The sequence below is a fragment of the Nakamurella sp. genome (genome assembly GCF_048594475.1).
Taxonomy (GTDB): Bacteria; Actinomycetota; Actinomycetes; order Mycobacteriales; family Nakamurellaceae; genus Nakamurella.
In genome coordinates, this window is record NZ_JBMDXT010000157.1 from 1 (window position 1) to 21,897 (window position 21,897).

Genomic DNA, 21,897 nt, shown 5'->3' on the forward strand with positions numbered 1-21,897 from the left:
TCAGTCGGCGTTGCGCACGAACTCGAGCTCCAGGTCGATCTCGACCTTGTCCGCGACGACCGCATTGCCGGCGCCGAAGGCGGCCTCGAAGCTCACGCCGTAGGCCTTGCGGGAGATCGAGGTGGTGGCCGAGAAGCCGGCCCGGGTGGCGCCGTAGGCGTCGACGGTCTCGCCCAGGTACTCGACGGCCAGCTCGACCTCGTTGGTGGTGTTGCGGATGGTCAGGTCACCGACCAGCACGAACTCCTCGCCGTCGACGTCCTTGACGGACTTGGAGACGAAGGTCAGCTCCGGGTGGTTCTCGACGTCCAGGAAGTCGGCGGAGCGAACGTGCGCGTCCCGCTGCTCCTGCTTGGTGTCCACGCTGGTCGCGTCGATGACGGCGGTGACGGACGCGTCCGCGACACCGTTCTCACCGACGACCAGGGTGGCCGACTTCAGGGCGAAGGTGCCCTTGGCCTTGCCGACGGCCATGTGGCGGACCTTGAACGAGACGTCCGAGTGGACGGCGTCCGCGGCCCAGGTACCGGCGGTCAGGGTGGGGGTGGCGACGGAGGTGCTCATGGTGGGGTTCCTTCCCGAGTGGCTGTTCCATGAATGTTCAACGAATCTGCGGACAGCTTATTCCGGGAAAGTAGACGTGTCACCTATCACGGGAGAGAACGTCCGTGTGAGCCTGGTCACATTGCATCAGCCGGCGACGAGCACCTCGTCGAGCCGCCGCCGCGGGGTGGCGGCCGGCCGCGCCGATCCGTCGCCGTAGCCGAGCCGGACCACCTGCTGCACCACCACCGGCCGGCCGATGGACGCGCTGAACTCCTCCGAGACGGCCCGGTGGGTGTCGGGCTGCTCGATCGCCTGCCCCAGGATGCCCATGCGCAGGCCCGAGGCCGTCGCCCGCAGACCCACCCGCTCCAATGAGCGTCCGGCATCGAGCCAGTCGGCGGGGGAGTCGCCGTCGCTGTACAGGACGGCCAGCTGCAGCCGGCCCTCGAACTCGCCATCGGGCAGCATGCTGCCCCACTCGTCCGGGCCGACCGAGAAGTCCCGGCCCGGGTAGCGCCCGGCGGTGTCGCGCGCGCCGATCGCCCCGCTCGGGATGCCCTCCCGCGGGCCGCGGTCCACCCAGCGCTTGATCTCCGCCAGATAGGCGACGTCGTCGACCATCCGCGACTCGACCTCCGCGGTCAGCTTCAGGAACGCCCGGACGAAGTCCTCCGGCGCCGGGTCGGTCGACACCCCCCGGCCGGTCCCGGCGGCCGCGATCTCCCGCCACTGGCGCTCGTTCAGGGCGGTGCCGGCGAACGGCGCCCGGCTGGTGTACCGGTGCTCGATGGCGCCGAAGAGCGCATCCTCGTCCGCGGCCGGGTCGACCGGGCCCCCGGTCCACCGGACCGTGGCGACCGGGACCGCGGTCAGGTCCTGCAGCGCGGGCGGCAAGGCGCCGCGGGTGATCGGGACCAGGCCCTTGGGCGGGGTCGCCGGGCCGGCCGGGAAGTCGGTCACGCTCACCCGGACCCGCAGCCGGTGCGGCAGGGCCAGTTCGAGGTTGGCCAGCGCCGCGCCGGCGGACTGCAGCGCCCACCGGCCCAGCGGGTCGACCACGTGCGGGGCGCGGCCGATGTCGAGCCACAGGTCGACGGCGTCACCGCGGTACACGAACATCCAGGGCTGGCTGTTGTGGATCGAGGCTGCTCGGGTGGCGTCGTCGACCGCGGCGCGGATGCTCCGGGGAATGTGACCGAACATGACGGATCCTCTCGCCGGTGGGAGTCGGCCGCGGTCGGTCCGTCGGGGGGCCCGTCCGACCGGCAGTGCCGATGCCTCGACGGTAGGCAGCCGCGATCCGGGCCGGCGACTGCCGGAGGGCCCGACGACCCGGGACCGAGGTCCCGGGGGGTCGGCCCAGGTGCCGACCACCCGGGCGTGACATAGGGTCCGCTCACCGTGACTCCGGGGGAGGGCGCATGGCCGGGTGGGGACGACGACGGGCCGCGATCATGACGGTCGGGCTGCTGATCCCGCTGTCCGCGTGCGCGACCGGCGTCGCCGGCTCGGGCGTGGCGGCGAGTTCGGTGGTGGCGCCCGCCGCCTCGGCGGCCGCAACCGGTACGAGCCGGTCGGCTCCCGCGACCATCGCGCGGTCGACCCCACCCCGATCGCCGTCGACGGTCGCATCGACCGTGGCGCCGACACCGTCCTCGCCGGCCGGCGGGGCGCGGTACGAGCCGCCGGCCGAGTGCCTGCTGACCGTGGCCCAGGTGTCGGACGTGCTCGGCGGCCGGTGGAGCCGCGACGACACCCTCGGCGCCGGCGCCTGCCTCTATTCCAGCGACCGCGGTGCGGCGCTGGTGATCGGCCCCGTGGACTACGCACCGGACGAGCTGACCGACGCGCTGGCGGAGGTCCGCGTCACCACCTGCGACACGGACCCGGTCGACGTCCCCGGCGCCGACGGCGCTTTCGTGTGCGTGCAGTTCGACGGCGACACCGACTACATCCAGGGCAACCTGATCGTCGACCGGTATTTCTGGCTGTTCCAGATTCTCGGCAGCGACCCGCAGGGCGATTACTCCGCGGAGATCGACGCCCTGGTCGCCCTGATGAGTTCGGTGCCGCGCTGACCCCTCCGGCCCGGCCCGGTCAGGCTCGCCCACCGCCCACCGCGCGCCGCGCGCCGCGCCACCAGTTCCTCGACCGCGCTGGGCAGCGTCGTCTCGAAGTCGATGAGCTTGACCCAGGTCGGGGTGATCACGATGCGCACCATCGCGTGGTAGAGGGAGCGGACCTCGACCTCCCATGCGACGCGCTGCTCCGGCGTCATCTCGTAGGTGCCGTTCATCTGCAGGTACTCCGGCGGGATGCCGTTCACCAGGTCGAGCTCGGCCCGGCCGCGGATCAACAGGATCGTCGGCGGGTGCACCTCCGTGTCGATCGTCAGGGCCACCTGGGGGCGACGGCGCAGCGCCGGCAGTTTCGGGGCGTTGGTCGTGGTGCACGCCACGACCTGCGTGCCGGTCCAGGTGAAGGCGATCGGGACGACCCGCGGGGCGTCGTCGGTGCCGACGTAGGCCAGGCGCAGGACGTCACGGGCCAGCAGCTCCTGGCTGGCCGGGCGGTGCAGGATGTCGGTGATCCGGTCGGCGTCCACGGTGGTCTCCTCGGCGGTGGAACGGCCGCGGTCGGCGGCCCGTGCCCCTGGGTCGGAGCCGGCCGCCGGTTCTCGACATCGCCGCCGGACCGGGTCGTCCCGCCATCGGGTTTGCGTGATCGGCGATCCTGCGGGATACCGGAGGGGGACGGTCGTTCGACCCCGTCCCCGATCCCAGTGTTCGATCCCAATGTTCAATCCCAGTGTTCGATCCCAATGAGGAGGCACCGATGACCACCTGGTCGACCCAGGACGCCGGCGAGGCCGATCCGGCCGATGTGGCCGAACAGACGACCCCGGTGGACGCCGACGACCTCCCGGCCGGCGACCCGGCCGGCGAGGTCAACGACATCGGCGAGGCGGACCCGGCCGACGTGGTGGAGCAGGCGATCGAGATCGGGGTGGACGACGGCTACGACCGCGGCTGAGCCGGCGCCACCCGTCGAGTGGAGCGCCCGCGGGGCCGGCGGGCCCCGATCGCCGCGGCCGGTTCAGTCGAGCGACCCGGCGGTGCTCGGCCCGTCGGCCGAACCCGGACCGGACGGCGCCGTCAGTCCGAAGCGGCCCGGGAGAGCAGCAGCCGGCGGAACGAGCCCAGCCGGCCCGGACCGGAATGGCCGGCCGCCACCCACCCGTCCAGCGCGCAGGGCGGTCCGAGGTGGTCGCAGTTCGGCGGGCAGTCGACGGTGCCCTCCAGCAGGTCGTCGAAGGCTTCGAGCAGGTCGTCCGGGGTGACGTGGGCCAGCCCGAACGACCGCACCCCGGGCGTGTCGATCACCCAGCCGCCGTCCGGCAGGGGCAGCGCGATCGCGGACGTGGACGTGTGCCGGCCCTTGCCGACCCCGGTGACCGAGCCGGTCGCCCGGTCCGCGTCGGGCACCAGGGCGTTCACGATCGTCGACTTGCCCACGCCGGAATGGCCGATCATCACCGACACCATCCCGGTCAGCCGTTCCCGGACGGCCGCCAGGCCGGTGACCTCGCGGGTGCCGTCGGCGGCCAGCCGCCGGCCGGTGACCAGGATCGGCACGTCCAGCACGTCGTAGACCTCGTGCAGCGTCGCCGGGTCGGCCAGGTCCGACTTGGTCAGCAGGATGAGCGGATCCAGGTCACCGGTGTAGGCGGCGACCAGGCAGCGGTCGATGAACCCGGTCCGCGGCTCGGGATCGGCCAGCGCGCTGACCACCACCAGTTGGTCGGCGTTGGCCACCAGCACCCGCTCGGTCGTGTCGACGTCGTCGGCGGACCGGCGCAGGATGCTGCGCCGGTCGGCGATCCGCACGATCCGGGCCAGCGTGTCGGCCGCTCCGCCGGTGTCGCCGACGATGTCGACCCGGTCGCCCACCGCCACCGCCCGCCGGCCCAGCTCCCGGGCCCGCATCGCGGTGACGACCCGGGCCTGCCGGGTGCCCTCGCCGACCAGGCAGGTGTAGCGGCCGCGGTCGACGGTGGTGACGAAACCCTCGACGGCCTCGCGGTGGGCGGGCCGGGTCTTGGTGCGCGGGCGGGACGAGCGGGCGGGCCGGACGCGGACGTCGTCGTTGTCCCAATCGTCGCCCAGGCGGGCCATCATGCCGCCGCCCCCGTTGGGGCGCTCGCAGGCTCCGCGCCCCTTCGCGGGGCGACGGCGCGGTGCCCATGATTCGCTCGGCAAGCCTCGCTCATGCCGCCGCCACCGTCGGGGCGCTCGCCGGCTCCGCGCCCCTTCGCGGGGCGGCGGCGCGGTGCCCATGATTCGCCCGGCAGTACCGAGCCCGCCCACTCCCCCTGCTCATGCGCCGGGCACGCCCAGCATCCGGGCCCACATCCCCTCGAAACCGGGCAGCGTCTTGGCCGTGGTCGCCACGTCGTCGACCAGCACCCCCGGTACGCGCAGCCCGACGATCGCGCCGGCGGTGGCCATTCGATGGTCGGCGAAGGAACGCCATTCACCCCCGTGCAGGGGCCGGGGAGTGATCGTCAGGCCGTCGGCGTGCTCGTCCACCCGGCCGCCGACCGCGCCGATGTCCTGGGCCAGCGCGGCCAGCCGGTCGGTCTCGTGCCCGCGCAGGTGCCCGATCCCGGTCAGCCGCGACGGCGAGTCGGCAAACAGGGCGATCGCGGCCACCGTGGGGGTGAGCTCGCCGACGTCGTGCAGGTCGGCGTCCAGCCCGCTCAGCCGCTCCGGCCCGGTGACGGTCAGCCCGTCCGGACCGAGCTCGACCGTGACGCCCATCGCGCTGAGCAGACCGCGGATGGCGTCCCCGGCCTGGGTGGTGGTGGCCGGCCAGTGCGGCACCGTGACCCGGCCGCCGGTCACCGCGGCGGCGGCGAGGAACGGTGTGGCGTTCGACAGGTCGGGCTCGATCGGGGTCGTCCAGGGGGCGACCGGGCCGGGTTCGACCCGCCACCGGTCCGGGACCGCGTCGTCGACGGTGACGCCGGCCGCCCGCAGCGCCTGCACGGTCATCTCGATGTGCGGCATGGACGGCACCGGCGCGCCGGTGTGCCGCACCTCGACCCCGCCGATGAACGACGGCGCCGACAGCAGCAGCCCGGAGACGAACTGGGAGGACGCGCTGGCGTCGATCTCGACGGTGCCGCCGGGCACGCCGCCGGTCGCGTCGACGGTCACCGCCAACGGGTCACCGTCGCCCCGGACCCCCAGCGCCCGCAGCGCGTCGAGCACGGTGGCCATCGGCCGTCGGCGGGCCGCCTCGTCCCCGTCGAAGGTGATCGGCCCCGCGCCGGTGGCCGCCAGCGGCGGCAGGAACCGCATCACCGTGCCGGCCAGCCCGCAGTCGACGTGGGCCGGACCGCGCAGCGGGCCGGGGGTGATCACCCAGTCCCGTCCGTCCGGGCCGTCGGCCGCGATCGCGACCCCGAGCGTGCCCAGGGCGGCCGCCATCAGGTCGGTGTCGCGGCTGCGCAGCGGCGCGACGATCCGCGACGGCCCGGTCGCCTGAGCGGCCAGCACCAGCGCGCGGTTGGTCAACGACTTGGAGCCGGGCACCGGCACGGTGGCCGTCACCGGGCCGCCGGCGACGGGGGCGGGCCAGGGATCGAGGACGGCGGGTGCGGGAGGGGTCACCGACCCATGATCCCGCACCCGGCCCCGCTCATGGGTAGCTGACCACCGTCACCGGCACGGACGGGTTCGCGATGGTGGACGAGCCCCCCGTCCCGTTGATGACGTTCTTGATCCCGCCGGTGCCGGTGCTCGGGTCCAGGAAGATGGTCAGCAGGTTCGTCAGGCTGCCCGGCGCCAGCCGGGACGGCACCTCGAACGCGTTGTCGGCGTAGACGTCGGCCCCGTTGTTGTAGGCCTTGCTGAAGAAGCTGTAACTGCCCATGCCGGTGCCGCTGAACGTCCGGACCCGATCGGAGACCTTCAACGCCGGGTAGCCCAACTCGCCCGACCGCTGGGTCCAGGCGGCCTGGTTCGGCGGGTCGTACGGCATCTCGTTCTGGAAGAAGATCACCCGGCCGCCGTTGCCGTTCCACACGGTCTGCGTCTTCTGGTAGTGCTCGACGAACAGGCCGTAGGCGGTCACCGCGTCACCGTTGACGACCACACCGGTGTCGGCGGTGTTCACCGTCCAGCCGACCCCGTTGCCGTGGTCGGCCCGCCAGGCCCAGATGTTGTCCAGGATGGTGTGGTCGGCGTTCACCTCGATGCTGACCGAGGCCTGCCCGGCCGCCGCGCCGCCGATCCGCACGAACACGTCGTGCAGCACGATGGGGTTGCCGGCCGATCCGCACGGCCCGCCGCGCCGGTTGCCGACCTTGATCAGCACCTTGGAGTTGCGCGGTCCGGCGTCCACGGTGACGCCCGCGATGTCCACCCCGGGCACGTCGCCGACGGTCAGGGCCGCGTCGCCCCGCTGGGGGATCAGGGTCGCGTAGCCCAGGCCGAGCACGACCGTGTTCGCCCGGTTCACCCGGATCGCCTGATCCAGCGGGTACTGGCCCGGGGTGAGAAGCAGGTGCTGGCCGCGGGCCAGTGCGGCGTTGATCTGCTGGGCGGAGTCCCCGGGCTTGGCCACGTAGAACCTGTCCAGCGGGATGCTGGTGCCGGCCGGGTTGCCGTCGGCCCACGAGACGCCGCTGGTGTCGGTCCGTACGGCGGGCACGAACACCTGGTACTTCCCGGCGCTGTCCAGATAGAGCGTCGGCGCCTCCTTGGTCACCGGGCTCTTGTCGATGGTCGTATACGGACCGCACGCGACCGAACCGTCCGGGTTCTTGACGGCCGGGAAGCACGGCGCCGGGGCGTTCGTGACGCCCGAGAACACCTGGTTCCACACGCCGTTGGACCAGCTGGTCAGGGCCGAGTTACGGGTCAGCCACTGCTGCTGGGAGCCGTTGATGACGGTCGCGTCGAACTGCGAATCGGCGATGAAGCCGCCGCTGGCGTAGGACGGGCCGGTGCAGTAGTCCATCAGCGTGGTCTGGCCCTGGACGTGCACCCGGCGCATCGGCGCGGCCTGCGAGACGGCCCAGAACTGGCCCGAGTAGCAGCCGAAGTCCGGCGTCGTCACCGCGATCGTCAGGTTGGACAGCGACCGCCAGAAGTTGTTCAGCGCCGTGCAGGAGCCGTTCTCGCACTGGTTCCGCACGTAGACCGAGCCGTTGATCGTGACGTCGCCGGGCAGCCGGCCCAGGCCGGCCACGCTCGTGTAGTACCCGACCTCGAAGTTCAGGGGCTCGGCCGCCGTGCCGTAGATGCCGGGCTTGAACAGCAGCGCGTACCGCTCCGGGCCGAACTGGTTCGGCACCTGCTGCGCGGCGATCGCGTCGACGGTGGCCTTGATCTGGGCGACCGGCATGCTCGGGTCGAAGATCGTGACGTTCGCGCTGGACTCGAGCCGGGCGGCGCTGCTCCCACCGCTGCTGCCGTACCCGCCACCCCCGCCGCCGGGGTCGGCGGCGGCCAGGGCCGGCGCGGCCACCGAGGCGACCGTCACCGCCGTCACCAGGACAACGAATCGGAGGAATCGGGCGAGCTTCACTGGCCACCACCTGGCAGATCGAGGTGCGGGGGAAGGGCTGCGTGGGCACGGACGGTATGGCTCCGCTCACACGCGGGCATGAGTATGCGCCGGATCACGACCCCCCGCTCGGTGAATCGGGAGCGCTCCCACCGAGCCTCCGATGACGGTGCGATGACGCTCCGATGTCACCCGATCGCGTCTTGTGCGATCGCACAGATCGACGGCGCCGGACCCGGAGAAGTTTGGCGATCCGGTGACTTTCCCGCCCCCGAACGGGTGGGCGATTCTCACAGGCGCCTGCACTCCGTTCGATTCCGGCTGTCCCCGCAACGGCCCGGATCCGAGCCCATCGAGGACTGACATGACCACTACTGCTCCCGCCCCGGCGCCGGCCGCCCGCGTCCATCCGGTCGACGAGGTCCTGCCCGTCCCGAAGCTCGCGGCCTACGGCTTCCAGCACGTGCTCGCCTTCTACGCCGGCGCCGTCCTGGTGCCCATCCTGGTGGCGAACGCGCTGGGCCTGTCCAGCGAGCAGCTGATCCATCTGATCAACGCCGACCTGTTCACCTGCGGCATCGCCTCGATCATCCAGTCCGTCGGCTTCTGGAAGATCGGCGTGAAACTGCCGCTGCTGCAGGGCGTCACCTTCACCGCGGTGAGCCCGATGATCGCCATCGGACTGGCCGTGGGCGGCGGCACGCAGGGCCTGCTGGCCATCTACGGCGCCGTCATCGTCGCCGGCCTGCTGACCTTCTTCGCCGCGCCGTACTTCGCCAAGCTGCTGCGCTTCTTCCCGCCGGTGGTCACCGGTTCGGTCATCCTGATCATCGGCATCGCCCTGCTGCCGGTCGCCGCGAACGACATCGTCGACGGCAAGACCACCATGGCGATGCAGGATCCGGTGCTGCTCAAGAACATCGCCTACGCGATGGGCACGCTGTTCCTGATCGTGGCCATCCAGCGGATCTTCCGCGGCTTCCTCGGCACGATCGCCGTGCTCCTGGGCCTGGTCATCGGCACCCTGGTCGCCTGGGGCCTGGGCGACGCGAGCTTCGACGCCGTCTCCGACTCCTCGTGGTTCGGCTACACCTCGCCGTTCTACTTCGGCTGGCCCACGTTCAGCGTCACCGCGATCCTGTCGATGGTCGTGGTCATGCTGATCACCGCGGTGGAGACCACCGGCGACGTCTACGCCACCGGCGAGATCGTCGGCAAGCGGATCCGCAAGGAGGACATCGCCCGGGCGCTGCGGGCCGACGGCGTGTCCACCACCCTCGGCGGCGTGCTGAACTCCTTCCCCTACACCTGCTTCGCCGAGAACGTCGGCCTGGTCCGGTTGACCCAGGTGAAGAGCCGCTGGGTGGTCTGCTCGGCCGGCGTCATCATGATCATCCTGGGGTCGCTGCCCAAGGCGGCGGCGATCGTCGCGGGCATCCCCCACCCGGTGCTCGGTGGTGCCGCGCTGGCCATGTTCGCCGCGGTCGCCGTGGTCGGCATCCAGACGCTGCAGAAGGTCGACTTCAACGACCACCGCAACATCGTGATCGTCGGCACCAGCGTCGGGCTCGGCATGATGGTGACCGCGCAGCCGTACATCGCGTTCGCCTTCCCGGAGTGGGCGCAGATCATCTTCGGCTCCGGCATCACGCTGGGGGCGCTGTGCGCGATCCTGCTGAACGTCGTGTTCTTCCACATCCCGGGCGGCCACGGGCCCGGCGTCGCCGGTCGCCCCGGCCACCAGCTGGTCACCCTGGACGAGGTGAACGGGATGGACCAGGAGAAGTTCACCCAGACCTTCGCGTTCCTGACCGAGGGCGTGAGCTGGCCGGCCGAGCGGGCGTGGGTCGAGCGGCCGTTCGGCGACACCCTGGAGCTGCGCGCCGCCTTCCACGACGCCCTGCTGACCGGCAGCCCGGAGGAGCAGTTGGAGCTGATGAACTCGTTCCACGACCTGGGCAGCGAGGAGGCCGGCACGGCCTATCTGGCCGACCACGCGGCCGGGGTCATCGGCATGGACGAGCAGGAGCACGCGGACATCCTGACGATGGCCCGCGCCTACCGGGCGAAGTTCGGCTTCCCCCTGGTGATCTGCGCCAAGGAGGTCGACCGGTACGAGCGGGTGCTCAACGCCGGGTGGGACCGGATGGCCAACTCGGCCGGGGTCGAGCGGGCGGCGAATCTGGTGGAGATCGCCAAGATCGCCAACAACCGGTTCGACGGTCTGGTCGCCGATGCCAACCCGATCGCCGCGGCGCGGTCCGGAACCGATCGGAACAGCTCGCCCGCCGGCCCCGCCTGAGCAGGTGCGATCCGGGTCCGGAACCGGGCCCGGATCAGAGCAGGTGCAACGCCAGGTAGACGTCGGCGCGGTCGTCCATCCGGCTCAGGTCCCGGCCGGTGAGCTCCTCGACGCGGGTGATCCGGTAGCGGACCGTGTTCAGGTGCAGGTGGAGCTGCTGGGCGGTCCGGCTCCAGGACCCGTTGCAGTCCAGGAACGCCCGCAGGGTCACCAGCAGGTCCGCCCCGGTGCGCCGGTCGTACTCGACCACGCCGTCGAGCACCGCGCCGGCGAACGAGCGGCGCAGCCGGTCCGGCACCGCCGACAGGAGCATGACCGCCGACGTGGCCCGGTCGCCGGAGGCCATGCGCACCCTGCGGTCGGCCGGGTCGGCCGGGTCCCCGGGCAGGCCGGTGGCCAGCAGGCGGGCATAGCGCGCGGCCCGCAGGGCGCCGGCCAGGCCGCCCGGGTCGGTCGGCCGGCTGACGCCCAGGTCCAGCCGGATGCCCGGCAACGCCGGGGTCACCCGCAGCAGGGCCCGGCGGATCAGCGCCGCCGGGTCGGCCCCGGGCCCCGAGTCGCCGGTCGGACCGCCGGCCGGGTCGGCCGACGGGCCCTGGCCGGGCACGGAGACCAGGGCGACCGCGTGACCCTGCGCATCGGAACCGACGACGGGAGTGGACAGGTGCCCCACCGCCTCGCCCAGCAGGCTGCCGGTGAGCCCGTGCGCGGTCGGCGGCCCCTGCGGCTGCAGCACCACCACCGTGGTCGGCCGGTCCAGGTCCAGGCCGAGCTGGCGCAGCAGCAGCGGGATCTCGGGCCGGTCGGCGTCCTCGTCGAGCAGCGCGATGACCTGGTCGACCAGCTCCCGGCGGGCCCGGATGGGGTCCTCGGTACGCCGGCGCTCCAGCGCCGCGATCGCGGCCAGCTCGTGGAACGGGTCGGCGGTTTCCGGGTCGGTGAACGGCTCGGTCCCGCCGTCGGGATGTTCGGCCAGCACGAACCAGGCCACCGCGCGATGCTGGCTGGCCGCGCCCACCAGGAACGCGGTGCCCGCCCCGGCCGGGGTGCCGACCGGGGCCGGAAAGCGTTGGGCCGGCAGCATCTGGGCCAGCAGCTGATCGAGATCCCTCTCGGCCAGCGGCGGTCCGGACGCGGCGATCTGCCGGCCGGTGGAGGACAGCACGCGGCAGCCGAGGCCGGTCTCCCGGGCGATCCGGCGCACCAGTTCGTCGAGCGTGCGCCCGGCGGCCATCTCGGCCAGCAGCTGCCGTTGCCGGACCAGGCCCTCGGTGAGCCGGCCCAGCCGGCGCTGGGCCTGCTGCCCGGCGACGTACTCGGTCACCCGGGCGAACGACACGTCGGTGGGCACCGCCAGCAGGGGCAGGTTCCAGCGCCGGCAGGCCTGGACGACATCCGCGGGCACGTGGTCGAACAGCGCATCGCCGACGATCAGGGCGGCCGCGCCGGACTCGACCAGCCGCCGGACGAACGGCTCGCTGTCGGCCTCGTCGGCGCGCCACATCATCCCGGTCATCAGGGTCTGGCCGGCGGCCAGGTAGCGGCTGGGGTCGGGCAGGTCGGTGGTGTAGATCCAGCCGAGCGGGCGGGCCAGGTCGTCCTCGTCGCCGTGCAGCACACGGATGCCCAGGCCGGGCGCGGCCACCAGGTCGTCGAGTCTCATCACCAGCATTCTGCGCCCGCCGTCGCACGCGTGTTACCGGCCGGTCATGCCGGTGGGATGTGCTCGCGCCCGTGGACCTGACCGCCGTCACCGGCTACCGCGCCGCGCGCGGCCGCGACGACCTCGCCCTGGCTCCGGGTGAGGTGTTCCTGGCCGGCGGGACCTGGCTGTACTCCGAGCCGCAGCCCGCCGTCACCGGCCTGGTCGACCTGACGGCGCTCGGCTGGCCGGCCCTGGAGGAGCGGCCCGACGGCGGCCTGCGCGTCGCCGCCACGTGCACCATCGCCGAGCTCGCGGCGGTCCGGCCGTTCTTCCACCGGTGCGCCACCGCGCTGCTCGCCTCGTTCAAGGTGTGGCACGTGGCCACCGTCGGCGGCAACATCTGCCGGTCCTACGCGGCCGCGGCGATGGTGTCGCTGGCGGTCACCCTGGACGGCGTCGCGGAGGTCTGGACGCCGGACGGGGGGTCCTACCGGATCCCGGTCGCCGAGCTGATCACCGGCAACGGCACCAACACCCTGGCGCGGGGCGAGGTGCTGCGGGCGGTCGACCTGCCGGGGCCGGCCCTGGCCGGCCGTACCGCGTTCCGGCAGATCGCGCTGGCCACCCTGGGCCGGTCCGGGGCCGTGCTGACCGGCCGGCTCGACCCGACCGGCGCGGTCACCCTGGTGATCACCGCGGCCACCGTGCGGCCGGTGGTGCTGCGGTACCCCGCGCTGCCCGCCGCCCGCGCGCTGGCCGCGGATGTCGCCGCCGTGGACGGCTTCTACACCGATCCGCTGGGGCCGGCGGACTGGCGGCGGCAGGTCAGCGGTGTCCTGCTCGAGGAGATCCGTCAGGAGCTGGGGCCATGAGGTCGGGTTCATGAGGTCGGGGTCCGCGGATCCGGGTCATGGGGGCGGGGTGGTGCGGCTGTCGGTCAACGGGCGGGAGGTCGCGGCGGAACCGGCCGCCGGCCAGTGCCTGCGCACCTTCCTGCGCGAGCTGGGCGAGCACGGTGTGAAGAAGGGCTGCGACTCGGGCGATTGCGGTGCCTGCTCGGTGCTGGTCGACGGTGCCCCGGTGCACTCCTGCCTGTTCCCGGCCCGGCGGGCCGGCGGTCGGGCGGTCACCACGGTGAGCGGCCTGGGCACCGCCGAGGCGCTGCATCCGATGCAGCAGGCGTTCGTCGACCACTTCGGCTTCCAGTGCGGGTTCTGCACTGCCGGCATGATCGTCACCGCCTCGACCCTGGAACCGGCCGACCTGCCGGACCTGCCGCGGCGGATGAAGGGGAACCTGTGCCGGTGCACCGGGTACCGGTCGATCCGCGACGCCATCCGTCACGGGGTCGACGGCGGGCCGGCTCGCGGTCCGGCCGGCTGCGGGGTGGGGGAGTCCGCGCACCCGCCCGCCGCCCGGCGCGTGGTCACCGGGAGCGAGCCCTACACCTTCGATCTGGACCAGTCCGACATGCTCGTGCTGCGGGTGCTCGGCTCGCCGCACGCGCACGCCCGGATCGTCTCGATCGACGCGTCGGCGGCCCTGGCCGTGCCCGGGGTGGAGCTCGTGCTGACGCACGCCGACGTGCCCCGCACCCGGTTCTCCACCGCGCGGCACCAGGATCGGCTCGACGACCCCGACGACACCCGGATTCTCGACGACGCGGTGCGGTTCGTCGGGCAGCGGGTGGCCGCGGTGGTCGCGACCACGGCGGCCGCCGCGGATGCGGCCGTGGCCCGGATCCGGGTCGAGTACGACGTGCTGCCCGCGGTCTTCGACCCGGAGGCGGCCATCGCCCCGGGGGCACCGGTCCTGCATCCCGAGCTCACCGCCGACGACCGGGTGAGCGCGGCCGGCCGCAACGTCGTCGCCGAGATCCACGGCGGGGTCGGTGGTCCGGACCGGGCCGCGGTCGACGCCGCGCTGGCCGCCGCGGCCATCACCGTGACCGGCACCTGGCGCACCCAACGGGTCACGCACGGCCAGCTCGAGACCCACGGCAGCGTCGGACACGTCGACACGGACGGCCGGCTGGTGATCCGGACCAGCTCGCAGGTGCCGTTCCTGGTCCGCGACGAGCTGGCCCGGTTGCTCGGGCTGCCCGCGGCCCGGATCCGGGTGCTGACCAAGCGGGTCGGCGGCGGCTTCGGCGGGAAGCAGGAGATCCTCACCGAGGACCTGGTCGCGCTCGCCGTGCTGCGCACCGGCCGGCCGGTCGCGTACGAGATGAGCCGGACGGAAGAGTTCACCCGGGCCACCGTGCGGCACCCGTTCCGGGTCACGGTGAGCCTCGGCGCGACCCCGGACGGCACCCTCACCGCGATGAAGGTCGACGTGCTGGCCGACACCGGCGCCTACGGCAACCACGCCGTCGGGGTGCTGTTCCACGGGTGCGCCGAGTCGATCAGCCTGTACCGCTGCCCGGTCAAACGGGTGGACGCCCAGGTGGTCTACACGAACACCGTGCCGTCGGGCGCCTTTCGCGGGTACGGCCTGGGACAGGTGATCCTGGGCGTCGAGTCGGCGATGGACGAGCTGGCGCTGCGGCTCGACCTGGACCCATTCGAGCTGCGCCGGCGCAACGCGGTCCGGGCCGGCGACCCGCTGCTGGTGCTGCACGAGACCGGTGAGGAGGACCTGGTCTGGGGCAGTTACGGGCTGGACCAGTGCCTGGACCTGGCTCAGGACGCGTTGCGCCGCGGGGACGTGGTGGCCGCGCCCGAGGGCGAGCACTGGCGGGTCGGCGAGGGCATGGCCGTCGCGATGATCGCGACCATGGCGCCCCGCGGCCACTTCTCGACCGTCACCGCCGCCGTCGACGAGTCCGGGCGGTACCGGATCGGCGTCGGCACCAGCGAGTTCGGCAACGGGACCACCACCGTGCACACGCAGATCGCCTGCACCGTGCTGGGCACCACGCCCGACCGGATCGAGCTGACCAACTCCGACACCGACGGCGCCGAGTACGACACCGGCGCCTTCGCCTCGGCCGGCACCACCGTGGCCGGCAAGGCCCTGCACGCGGCGGTGTCGGCGCTCCGGGAGGCGGTGCTGGCCGCCGCGTTCACCCGCACCGGACTCGGCCCGGGCGTGCTGGAACGCGACGGGGTCCGGGTGGGGGAGCGGCTGCTGCCCTTCGCCGAGCTGGTCGGTGACGGGCTGTCGGCCCGCGGCGAGGAGCGGGGCGACGTGCGCTCGCTCGCCTTCAACGTGCACGCGGTCCGGGTCGCCGTCGACGTGCGCACCGGCGAGGTGCGCATCCTGCAGTCGGTGCAGGCCGCCGACGCCGGCACGGTGATGAACCCCGCGCAGTGCCGGGGCCAGGTCGAGGGCGGCGTCGCCCAGGCCATCGGGTCCGCCTTGTACGAGGAGGTGACGATCGGCGAGGACGGCGCCGTCGTCAACCCGGCCTTCCGGACGTACCGGATGCCGCAGATGGCCGACATCCCCGACACCGAGGTCTACTTCGCCGACACCCACGACGCGCTGGGCCCGTTCGGGGCCAAGTCGATGAGCGAGAGCCCGTACAACCCGGTCGCCGCGGCCCTGGGGAACGCGATCCGGCGGGCGGTCGGGGTGCGGCCGATGCACACCCCCTTCTCCCGCGACCGGATCTGGCGGATGCTCGCCCACCGGACTCCAACGCCGGACGTCTGAGCCCGCCGGATCGCGCCGGCCGGTCCGGTGGCCGGATCGCGCCGGGTGGGTGGAGGTCGCGACGGGTCGACACGACGCGATGCCCGCCCGTCCGGCGCGATGTCCGGCCGGGTGGCGCGATGCTCGCCGGCGTGGCGCGACGGTCGCCCCGGCCGATGAGTTCGCGCCGGTCGGGCGGTCCGACCTGCATGCGCACCCTCGCCCTGGTGGAATTCCTGACCGTCGACGGCGTCATGCAGGGCCTCGGCTCGCCCGACGAGGACCCCTCCGGCGGCTTCACCCACGGCGGCTGGGGCGCCGAGTTCGGCCCGGCCATGGGTCAGGTGGTCGATCCGGCCGGCCTGACCGGAACCACCGGTTACCTGTTCGGCCGCCGCACCTACGAGAAGATGGCGGCCTTCTGGCCGTTCCAGGGTGACGGCAACCCGATCGCCGCGCACCTGAACGCGACCCCGAAGGCCGTCGTCTCGCGCACGCTCGATCGCGTGGACTGGGCGGGCACGACGATCCTGTCCGGCGACCCGGCCGAGCAGGTGGCGGCACTCAAGGCGCACGGCGAGGGCGGCATCACCGTGCTCGGCAGCGGGGTGCTCGCCCGGACACTGCTGGCCGCCGGCCTGGTCGACGAGTTGCGGCTGTTCCTGCACCCGCTGCTGCTGGGCACCGGTACCCGGCTGTTCGGGTCGCTGCCCGATCCGCGCCACCTCACGCTGACGTCCGTCGCCCGGACCGACCTGGGGACGGTCGCCCTGACGTACCGGATGCAGCCCTGAGCGACGCGCTCCGGTTCCGGTGGCCGGGTCAGCCGGCCAGCCGGACGAACGCCCGTAGGGGGTTCGTCGGCCCCGACCTCGGCCCACCCCAGGGCGGAATAGAAGGCGCGCTGGGCCGGCTCGTCGTCGGTCAGCAGCACCTGTTGCCGCACCCCGGCGAAAGGGGCGAACACCGCCGCGATCAGCGCGGCCCCGACCCCGCGGCGGCGTCGGTCGGGACGCACCAGCACATCCTGCAGGTAGGCGACGCTTGCCCGGTCGGAGATCACCCGGGCCAACCCGACGAGGACACCGTCGGCCGAGCGGGCGACGACCACGTGTGTCGAGCCGGCCAACGCGGCGGCCAGCACCGCCGGCCGGTCGGTGTACGCCGTCCAGCCGACCGACCGGTACAGCGCCAGCACCTCGGCCGGGTCGAGTTCGTCGGCAGTCGCCGGGGCGACGGTGATGCCGGACATCCCACGAGCCTAGGGGCCGGGCGGCCACCGCCCCGGGGCAAGGTCGCGGTGACAGTATCGGCACCATGAGCGACCCTGACCATGACCGGGACGGGGAACCGATGACCCCGCCGGCCGGCCCGTTCACGGTCACCCGGGACGACGTCGAGGCCCTGTGGGCGGCCGCGATCGCCGAGCCGCACCGGCACGACGCGATCGCCGCGCAGGCCGAGGAGTTCTTCGGCCACGCGGAGAACCCGATCGTCGACGACGGCCTCCACGTCCTGCACGGACTCGGTCGTACCGACGCCGACCACGGCGCGTCGGCGCTCCGCGAACGCCGGGATCGGTCGCGTCGGCGGCTCGCCGCGTTCGACGTCGACCCGGATGGATGGATGCGGGCCCACCTCCGCGGCATGATCGCCGATCATGCGGCTCGCCACGGCCGGCGGGCCGCCCGGCGGTTCGGGGCGACGATGGTCCGCCAGGGCCTGCTGTTCCCGGACGACGTCGACCGCGCCGTCCCGCACCGCTGACGGTCGCGACAACGGCTGGGTGTCGGACCCCGGTGGCACCATGCAGGGATGTGCGGTCGCTACGCCCTGACCATGGAGCCCGAGTCGCTGTACGGCACGTTCGAGGCCGAGCCGGACGAGCAGGCCGGCGGCGCCCAGGGGCTGTACGGGGGTGACCCGGTCCGCCCCCGGTACAACATCGCCCCGACCCTGACCGTCCCGGTCGTGCGGCTCGAGCCCCGGGTGGCGCCCGAGGACGCCCGCCGGCAGATCGAGCCGATGCGCTGGGGGCTGGTGCCGTCGTGGGCCAAGGACGTCTCGGTCGGCACCCGCATGTTCAACGCCCGGGTGGAATCACTGGGCGCGAAGGCGGCGTTCCGCACCGCGCTGGCCAGGCGCCGCTGCCTGATCCCGGCCAGCGGGTACTTCGAGTGGCGGCGCCTGGGCGATCAGACGGTGGGCGGCCGCAAGCGGCCGGTCAAGCAGGCCTACTACCTCACGCCCGCCGACGGCAGCGTCATGGCCTTCGCCGGGCTCTGGGAATACTGGCGGCCGCGCGATCAGGAGTCCGGCGCGGACCCGGAGGAGAGCGCCGGCCGCGCGGTCGTCTCCATGACGATCATCACCGCGCCCGCGGTGGGCCGGATGACGCAGATCCACGACCGGATGCCGCTGGTGTTGCCGGCCTCGGAGTGGGCGGCCTGGCTCGACCCGCGGATCGACCCGACGCCGATGCTGGAGCCGCCGCCGGCGGATCTCGTCGCGGCCATCGACCTGCGGCCGGTCGGGCCGGCGGTGGGCAACGTGGCCAACGACGACCCGAGCCTGATCGAGCCGGTCGCCGAGCTCACCGCGGCCCCGGAGCAACCGACCCTGCTCTGAGCTCCGTCTTCCGGTGGACCGGGCCGGCACCGGGCCGGCCGCCCGGCGGGATCGGGGGACGCCGGACCAGCCGGCCCGGTCGATCCGGACGGCTCGCTCGTATCAGCCGGGCGAGCCGTCACTCCTTCGGATGGCGAACCGGGTGACGTCGACACAAGCCGTCACGTCATGGCCCCGGGCGCCGATATGGTTGACGATCAGTACTTCCGGAATAGGGGACGCACCGTGGTCCTGAACCCTGGCGAGCAGTTCGCCGGCTACACGATCGAATCCGTGCTCGGGACGGGCGGCATGGGCGCGGTCTACCTGGCCAAGCACCCGCGCCTGCCCCGCCGGGACGCGCTCAAGCTGCTCAACCCCGCCTTCTCCAACGACCCGAACTTCCGCACCCGCTTCGAGCGGGAGGCCGACCTGGCCGCCGGCCTGGTGCACCGCAACATCGTCGCGGTCTACGACCGCGGTTCGGTCGACGGGCAGCTGTGGATCTCCATGCAGTACGTTGCCGGCGTCGACGCCTCGATCGCCGCCCGGGCCGCGGACGGGTCGATGACCCCGCACCGCGTCGTGCACATCATCAGCGAGGTCGGCGCGGGCCTGGACTACGCGCACCGGGCCGGCCTGCTGCATCGCGACGTCAAGCCGGCCAACATCCTGCTCGCCGCGCCCGACGACCCGACCGAGCCCGAGCACGTCCTGCTGACCGACTTCGGCATCGCCAAGTCGACCACCGACGAGGTCCAGCACCTCACCGGCACCGGCAACCTGCTGGCCACCCTGGCCTACGCCTCGCCCGAGCAGATCGAGGCCCGCAAGCTCGACCACCGGGTCGACATCTACGCGCTGGGCTGCGTGCTCTACGAACTGCTGACCGGCAGCGTGCCCTACCCGGAGAGCTCGCCGTTCGCGACGATGACGGCCCACCTGAAGAACCCGATCCCCAAGGTCACGGACAAGGTCCCGTGGCTGCCCCCGGGAATGGACGCCGTCGTCGCCAAGGCGATGGCCAAGAACCCGGACGACCGCTACAACAGCTGCCGCGAGCTGAGCCTGGCCGCTCGGGCCGCGCTCGTGGCGGCCGACCCGGCGCTGTCCAGCCCGACCCGGGCCGAGACGGCGGTGCCCCTGGAGAAGCGGCCGGCCCATCCCGACCGGACCTCGGTGGACGTCGCGGTCCCGGCCGTGGCCAAGGCGGCCGAGGAGGCCCTGAAGGATCAGTCGCTGACCCGGCCGCGCCCGCCGTACTCGATCGGGGTCCGGCGCATCAGCCCGGCCCAGCGCCTGGTCGCCGAGCTCGGACCGATCAACACCAACGCGCTGCCGACCTCCGACCGGATCGAGCTCGAGCGGCTGCTGCTCGAGGAGATGTGGACGGGCCGCAACGAGGGCAAGGGCAGCTTCTTCGACCTGCCGCCCCGGCTGCCGCTGCTCGAGGTGGTGCCCAGCGACGTCGAGCAGCAGATCACGGTCGCCAACGGCGAGGTCACCCGCACCGTGGCCTACGCCCGGGACGGCTCCCGGCATCCGAAGGGCCTGGACGACGTCATCGCGGTGCTGGAACGACACGCCGGCTGGCAGACCCGGCCGCTGACCACCGGCCCGCAGTACGGACCAGGGGGGTGGACGCCGACCGGGTCGGTGCCGCCGCTGGGTGCCAATGCCGTCCGGCCGACGGAGGTCAACCCGTTCACCGGCGGTTTCCAGCACACCGGGCCGACCGGCGCGATGCCGCCGGGTGGCGGGGTGTACCAGTCCGGTCCGCATCCCGGCTACCAGACAGGCCCGGTCTTCCCGACGGGGCCGGTCACGGCGACCGGCCCGCACCGGACGCCGGAGAAGCCGAACACCAGCAAGAAGTGGCTCCTGATCGGCCTGGCCGCGGTCCTGGTCATCGCGGCCGGCGTCACGGCCGCGGTGCTGCTCTCCCGCCCGTCCGCGCCCGCCTTCGCGGCGCCCGTGAACTTCTCGGCCAAGGCCGACGGCGATCGGAACATCACCGTCAGCTGGGCGCCGACCACCGGGGCCACCGGGTACACGGTGACCCGCAACGGCGAGGCGATGTACAAGGGCCCGAACACCAGCTTCGTCGACGACCGGGTCCTTCCCGGCAAGTACAACTACAGCGTCACCGCGACCAACGCCGCCGGGCAGACCTCGCCCGCGGCCGGTCCTGCGGCGGTGACCATCGCCGATCAGGGGTGGGGCGCGCTGACCAACGTGCAGAGCGACTTCAGCGACATGATCCCGGCGTCGCCGGCGGACAAGGGTTACCAGGACGCCACCTGCACCAGCGCCAGCGACAACTTCGGCAGCAACGCGGACGGCATCATCACCTGCACCGACAGCGAGGGTGTCGTCTTCTGGGTGATGCACTTCCCGAGCACCGACGTGCTCACCACCTACGTCGACAGCAACTTCGGCACCTCTCCGCAGATCGGGCCGTGGACCCGGGACGACCAGGACGCCGGGATCCGGTACGACTCCAGCGACACCGAGAAGGACCTGCCGTACCTGCTCACCACGTTCACCGAGGACAAGTACAAGGACTACATCGTCTACGCCGAGTGGAAGGACCACACGACGCAGGAGCTGATCGACGACTGGTGGAAGCCGGCCCCGTTCTAGGGGTGTCCTGAAGAATGCGTCGCGTCCGCGGATCCGGTCCGGGGCGTTCGGGTCAGGACCGCAGGGCCGCGATGCGATCGGCGACCACGGCCGCGGTGGCCGGCCGGCGGTCGGCCGGCGCCAGGCAGGCCAGGACCAGCTCGGCCTCGCCGGCCGTGAGTGACGGGTCCACCGTCGGCGGCGAGGTCTGCACCCGGCGGATCGCCAGCAGGGGCTGATTTTCCGGCAGCTCGCCGTACAACCCGCGGCCCGACAGGGCCCGGTGCAGGGTGGCGCCCAGCGCCCAGATGTCGGTGGCCCGGGACGGCGGCTCGCCCAGCAGCAGCGAGGGATCGAGGTACTCGACCGACGTCTCCGGAGCCATCCCGGTCAGGGCGGCGCCGGCGTTGAACACCCGCGCCAGCCCGAGGTCGGACAGCTTGCCGCCGTCCTCGGTGACCATCACGTTCCCCGGCTTGACGTCGCCGTGGGCCATTCCCGCCTCGTGCAGGGCGTGCACGGCGAGCGCCGCGTGCTCGACCGCACGCAGCACCTCGTCGCGGGTCAGCGGGCGGGCCGGCGCGGCCAGCGAGCCGAGCGGGAAGTACTCCATGGCGTACAGGAAGTTGTCCTCGAGGACCGCGTCGTACACCCGGGCCAGGTAGGGCGAGTCGACCGCCGCGAACGCCCGCAGCTCGCGCGTCCCGCGCCGGTAGGCGTCCTCGCTGCACTGGCCGGCGAACACCTTCACGGCCACGTACTCGTCGTCGATGCCCAGGCGGGCGGGGGGATGGGCCAGGTAGAAGCGGCCGTGGTTGCCCTCGCCGAGCAACCGGACCACCCGGAAGTCGGCCAGTGCGGGGACGGCTTGCACAGGGGTGTCCTGAAGCACCATGGCGCGAGCATATCCGCCGACCGGCCCACCCGACCGGTCCATTTCTCCGGACTCGCCTCCTCGGTGCGC

Annotated in this window: 16 protein-coding genes and 2 pseudogenes; 9 read left to right on the forward strand and 9 right to left on the reverse strand. The window is 73.0% G+C overall.

Annotated features, from left to right (window positions below; genetic code table 11):
• A complete protein-coding gene (locus ACOJUF_RS07685; RefSeq protein WP_420121269.1) occupies positions 1–564 on the reverse strand; it encodes a YceI family protein in 564 nt (187 codons plus the stop codon).
• A gap of 126 nt (positions 565–690) precedes the next feature.
• Entirely contained in the window at positions 691–1,749 is a 1,059-nt protein-coding gene (locus ACOJUF_RS07690; RefSeq protein WP_420121270.1) for an Acg family FMN-binding oxidoreductase, read from the reverse strand.
• A gap of 218 nt (positions 1,750–1,967) precedes the next feature.
• On the opposite strand from ACOJUF_RS07690, the gene ACOJUF_RS07695 reads away from it, so the two are divergent.
• Positions 1,968–2,624 carry a hypothetical protein gene (locus ACOJUF_RS07695; protein ID WP_420121271.1) on the forward strand — a complete coding sequence of 219 codons (657 nt, stop codon included), beginning with the start codon at positions 1,968–1,970 and terminating at the stop codon, positions 2,622–2,624.
• Between the two features lie 41 nt (positions 2,625–2,665).
• On the opposite strand, the pseudogene ACOJUF_RS07700 reads toward ACOJUF_RS07695, so the two are convergent.
• Positions 2,666–3,151 (reverse strand): annotated as a pseudogene (locus ACOJUF_RS07700) (pyridoxamine 5'-phosphate oxidase family protein); the annotation flags it as partial.
• A gap of 230 nt (positions 3,152–3,381) precedes the next feature.
• On the opposite strand from ACOJUF_RS07700, the gene ACOJUF_RS07705 reads away from it, so the two are divergent.
• On the forward strand, positions 3,382–3,579 hold the full coding sequence (locus ACOJUF_RS07705) for a hypothetical protein (RefSeq protein ID WP_420121272.1): 198 nt from the start codon (positions 3,382–3,384) through the stop codon (positions 3,577–3,579).
• A gap of 122 nt (positions 3,580–3,701) precedes the next feature.
• Here ACOJUF_RS07705 and rsgA read toward each other — a convergent pair whose 3' ends face one another.
• The 3 genes from rsgA to ACOJUF_RS07720 all read right to left on the reverse strand — a co-directional run bounded on the left by rsgA (position 3,702) and on the right by ACOJUF_RS07720 (position 8,142).
• Positions 3,702–4,721, reverse strand: a complete 1,020-nt coding sequence (gene rsgA, locus ACOJUF_RS07710; RefSeq protein ID WP_420121289.1) for a ribosome small subunit-dependent GTPase A — start codon at positions 4,719–4,721, stop codon at positions 3,702–3,704.
• Positions 4,722–4,922: 201 nt separating this feature from the next.
• Positions 4,923–6,221 carry a 3-phosphoshikimate 1-carboxyvinyltransferase gene (gene aroA, locus ACOJUF_RS07715; RefSeq protein ID WP_420121273.1) on the reverse strand — a complete coding sequence of 433 codons (1,299 nt, stop codon included), beginning with the start codon at positions 6,219–6,221 and terminating at the stop codon, positions 4,923–4,925.
• Between the two features lie 28 nt (positions 6,222–6,249).
• Complete coding sequence (locus tag ACOJUF_RS07720; protein WP_420121274.1) at positions 6,250–8,142, reverse strand: adenylyl cyclase; 1,893 nt, start codon at positions 8,140–8,142, stop codon at positions 6,250–6,252.
• A gap of 343 nt (positions 8,143–8,485) precedes the next feature.
• On the opposite strand from ACOJUF_RS07720, the gene ACOJUF_RS07725 reads away from it, so the two are divergent.
• The gene (locus ACOJUF_RS07725; RefSeq protein WP_420121275.1) at positions 8,486–10,423 is read left to right on the forward strand and encodes a solute carrier family 23 protein; all 1,938 of its coding nucleotides are present in this window, start codon (positions 8,486–8,488) and stop codon (positions 10,421–10,423) included.
• A gap of 34 nt (positions 10,424–10,457) precedes the next feature.
• On the opposite strand, the gene ACOJUF_RS07730 is transcribed toward ACOJUF_RS07725, so the two are convergent.
• Complete coding sequence (locus ACOJUF_RS07730; RefSeq protein ID WP_420121276.1) at positions 10,458–12,086, reverse strand: PucR family transcriptional regulator; 1,629 nt, start codon at positions 12,084–12,086, stop codon at positions 10,458–10,460.
• A 71-nt stretch (positions 12,087–12,157) separates the two neighbouring features.
• Between ACOJUF_RS07730 and ACOJUF_RS07735 the strand changes: the two genes are divergently transcribed.
• The 3 genes from ACOJUF_RS07735 (at position 12,158) to ACOJUF_RS07745 (ending at position 16,498) form a co-directional block, all read left to right on the forward strand.
• The gene (locus ACOJUF_RS07735; RefSeq protein WP_420121277.1) at positions 12,158–12,940 is read left to right on the forward strand and encodes an FAD binding domain-containing protein; all 783 of its coding nucleotides are present in this window, start codon (positions 12,158–12,160) and stop codon (positions 12,938–12,940) included.
• Between the two features lie 52 nt (positions 12,941–12,992).
• Positions 12,993–15,725: a molybdopterin-dependent oxidoreductase gene (locus ACOJUF_RS07740; protein ID WP_420121290.1), complete on the forward strand. Its 2,733-nt coding sequence runs from the start codon at positions 12,993–12,995 to the stop codon at positions 15,723–15,725.
• A 188-nt stretch (positions 15,726–15,913) separates the two neighbouring features.
• The gene (locus tag ACOJUF_RS07745) at positions 15,914–16,498 is read left to right on the forward strand and encodes a dihydrofolate reductase family protein (RefSeq protein WP_420121278.1); all 585 of its coding nucleotides are present in this window, start codon (positions 15,914–15,916) and stop codon (positions 16,496–16,498) included.
• A gap of 122 nt (positions 16,499–16,620) precedes the next feature.
• On the opposite strand, the pseudogene ACOJUF_RS07750 reads toward ACOJUF_RS07745, so the two are convergent.
• Positions 16,621–16,956 (reverse strand): annotated as a pseudogene (locus ACOJUF_RS07750) (GNAT family N-acetyltransferase); the annotation flags it as partial.
• Positions 16,957–17,021: 65 nt separating this feature from the next.
• Here ACOJUF_RS07750 and ACOJUF_RS07755 point away from each other — a divergent pair.
• The 3 genes from ACOJUF_RS07755 to ACOJUF_RS07765 all read left to right on the forward strand — a co-directional run bounded on the left by ACOJUF_RS07755 (position 17,022) and on the right by ACOJUF_RS07765 (position 20,954).
• On the forward strand, positions 17,022–17,471 hold the full coding sequence (locus ACOJUF_RS07755) for a hypothetical protein (protein ID WP_420121279.1): 450 nt from the start codon (positions 17,022–17,024) through the stop codon (positions 17,469–17,471).
• A 48-nt stretch (positions 17,472–17,519) separates the two neighbouring features.
• Positions 17,520–18,332, forward strand: a complete 813-nt coding sequence (locus ACOJUF_RS07760; protein ID WP_420121280.1) for an SOS response-associated peptidase — start codon at positions 17,520–17,522, stop codon at positions 18,330–18,332.
• 225 nt (positions 18,333–18,557) lie between these two features.
• On the forward strand, positions 18,558–20,954 hold the full coding sequence (locus ACOJUF_RS07765) for a protein kinase domain-containing protein (protein ID WP_420121281.1): 2,397 nt from the start codon (positions 18,558–18,560) through the stop codon (positions 20,952–20,954).
• A 52-nt stretch (positions 20,955–21,006) separates the two neighbouring features.
• On the opposite strand, the gene ACOJUF_RS07770 is transcribed toward ACOJUF_RS07765, so the two are convergent.
• Positions 21,007–21,828: a serine/threonine-protein kinase gene (locus tag ACOJUF_RS07770; protein ID WP_420121282.1), complete on the reverse strand. Its 822-nt coding sequence runs from the start codon at positions 21,826–21,828 to the stop codon at positions 21,007–21,009.
• Positions 21,829–21,897: the final 69 nt, after the last annotated feature.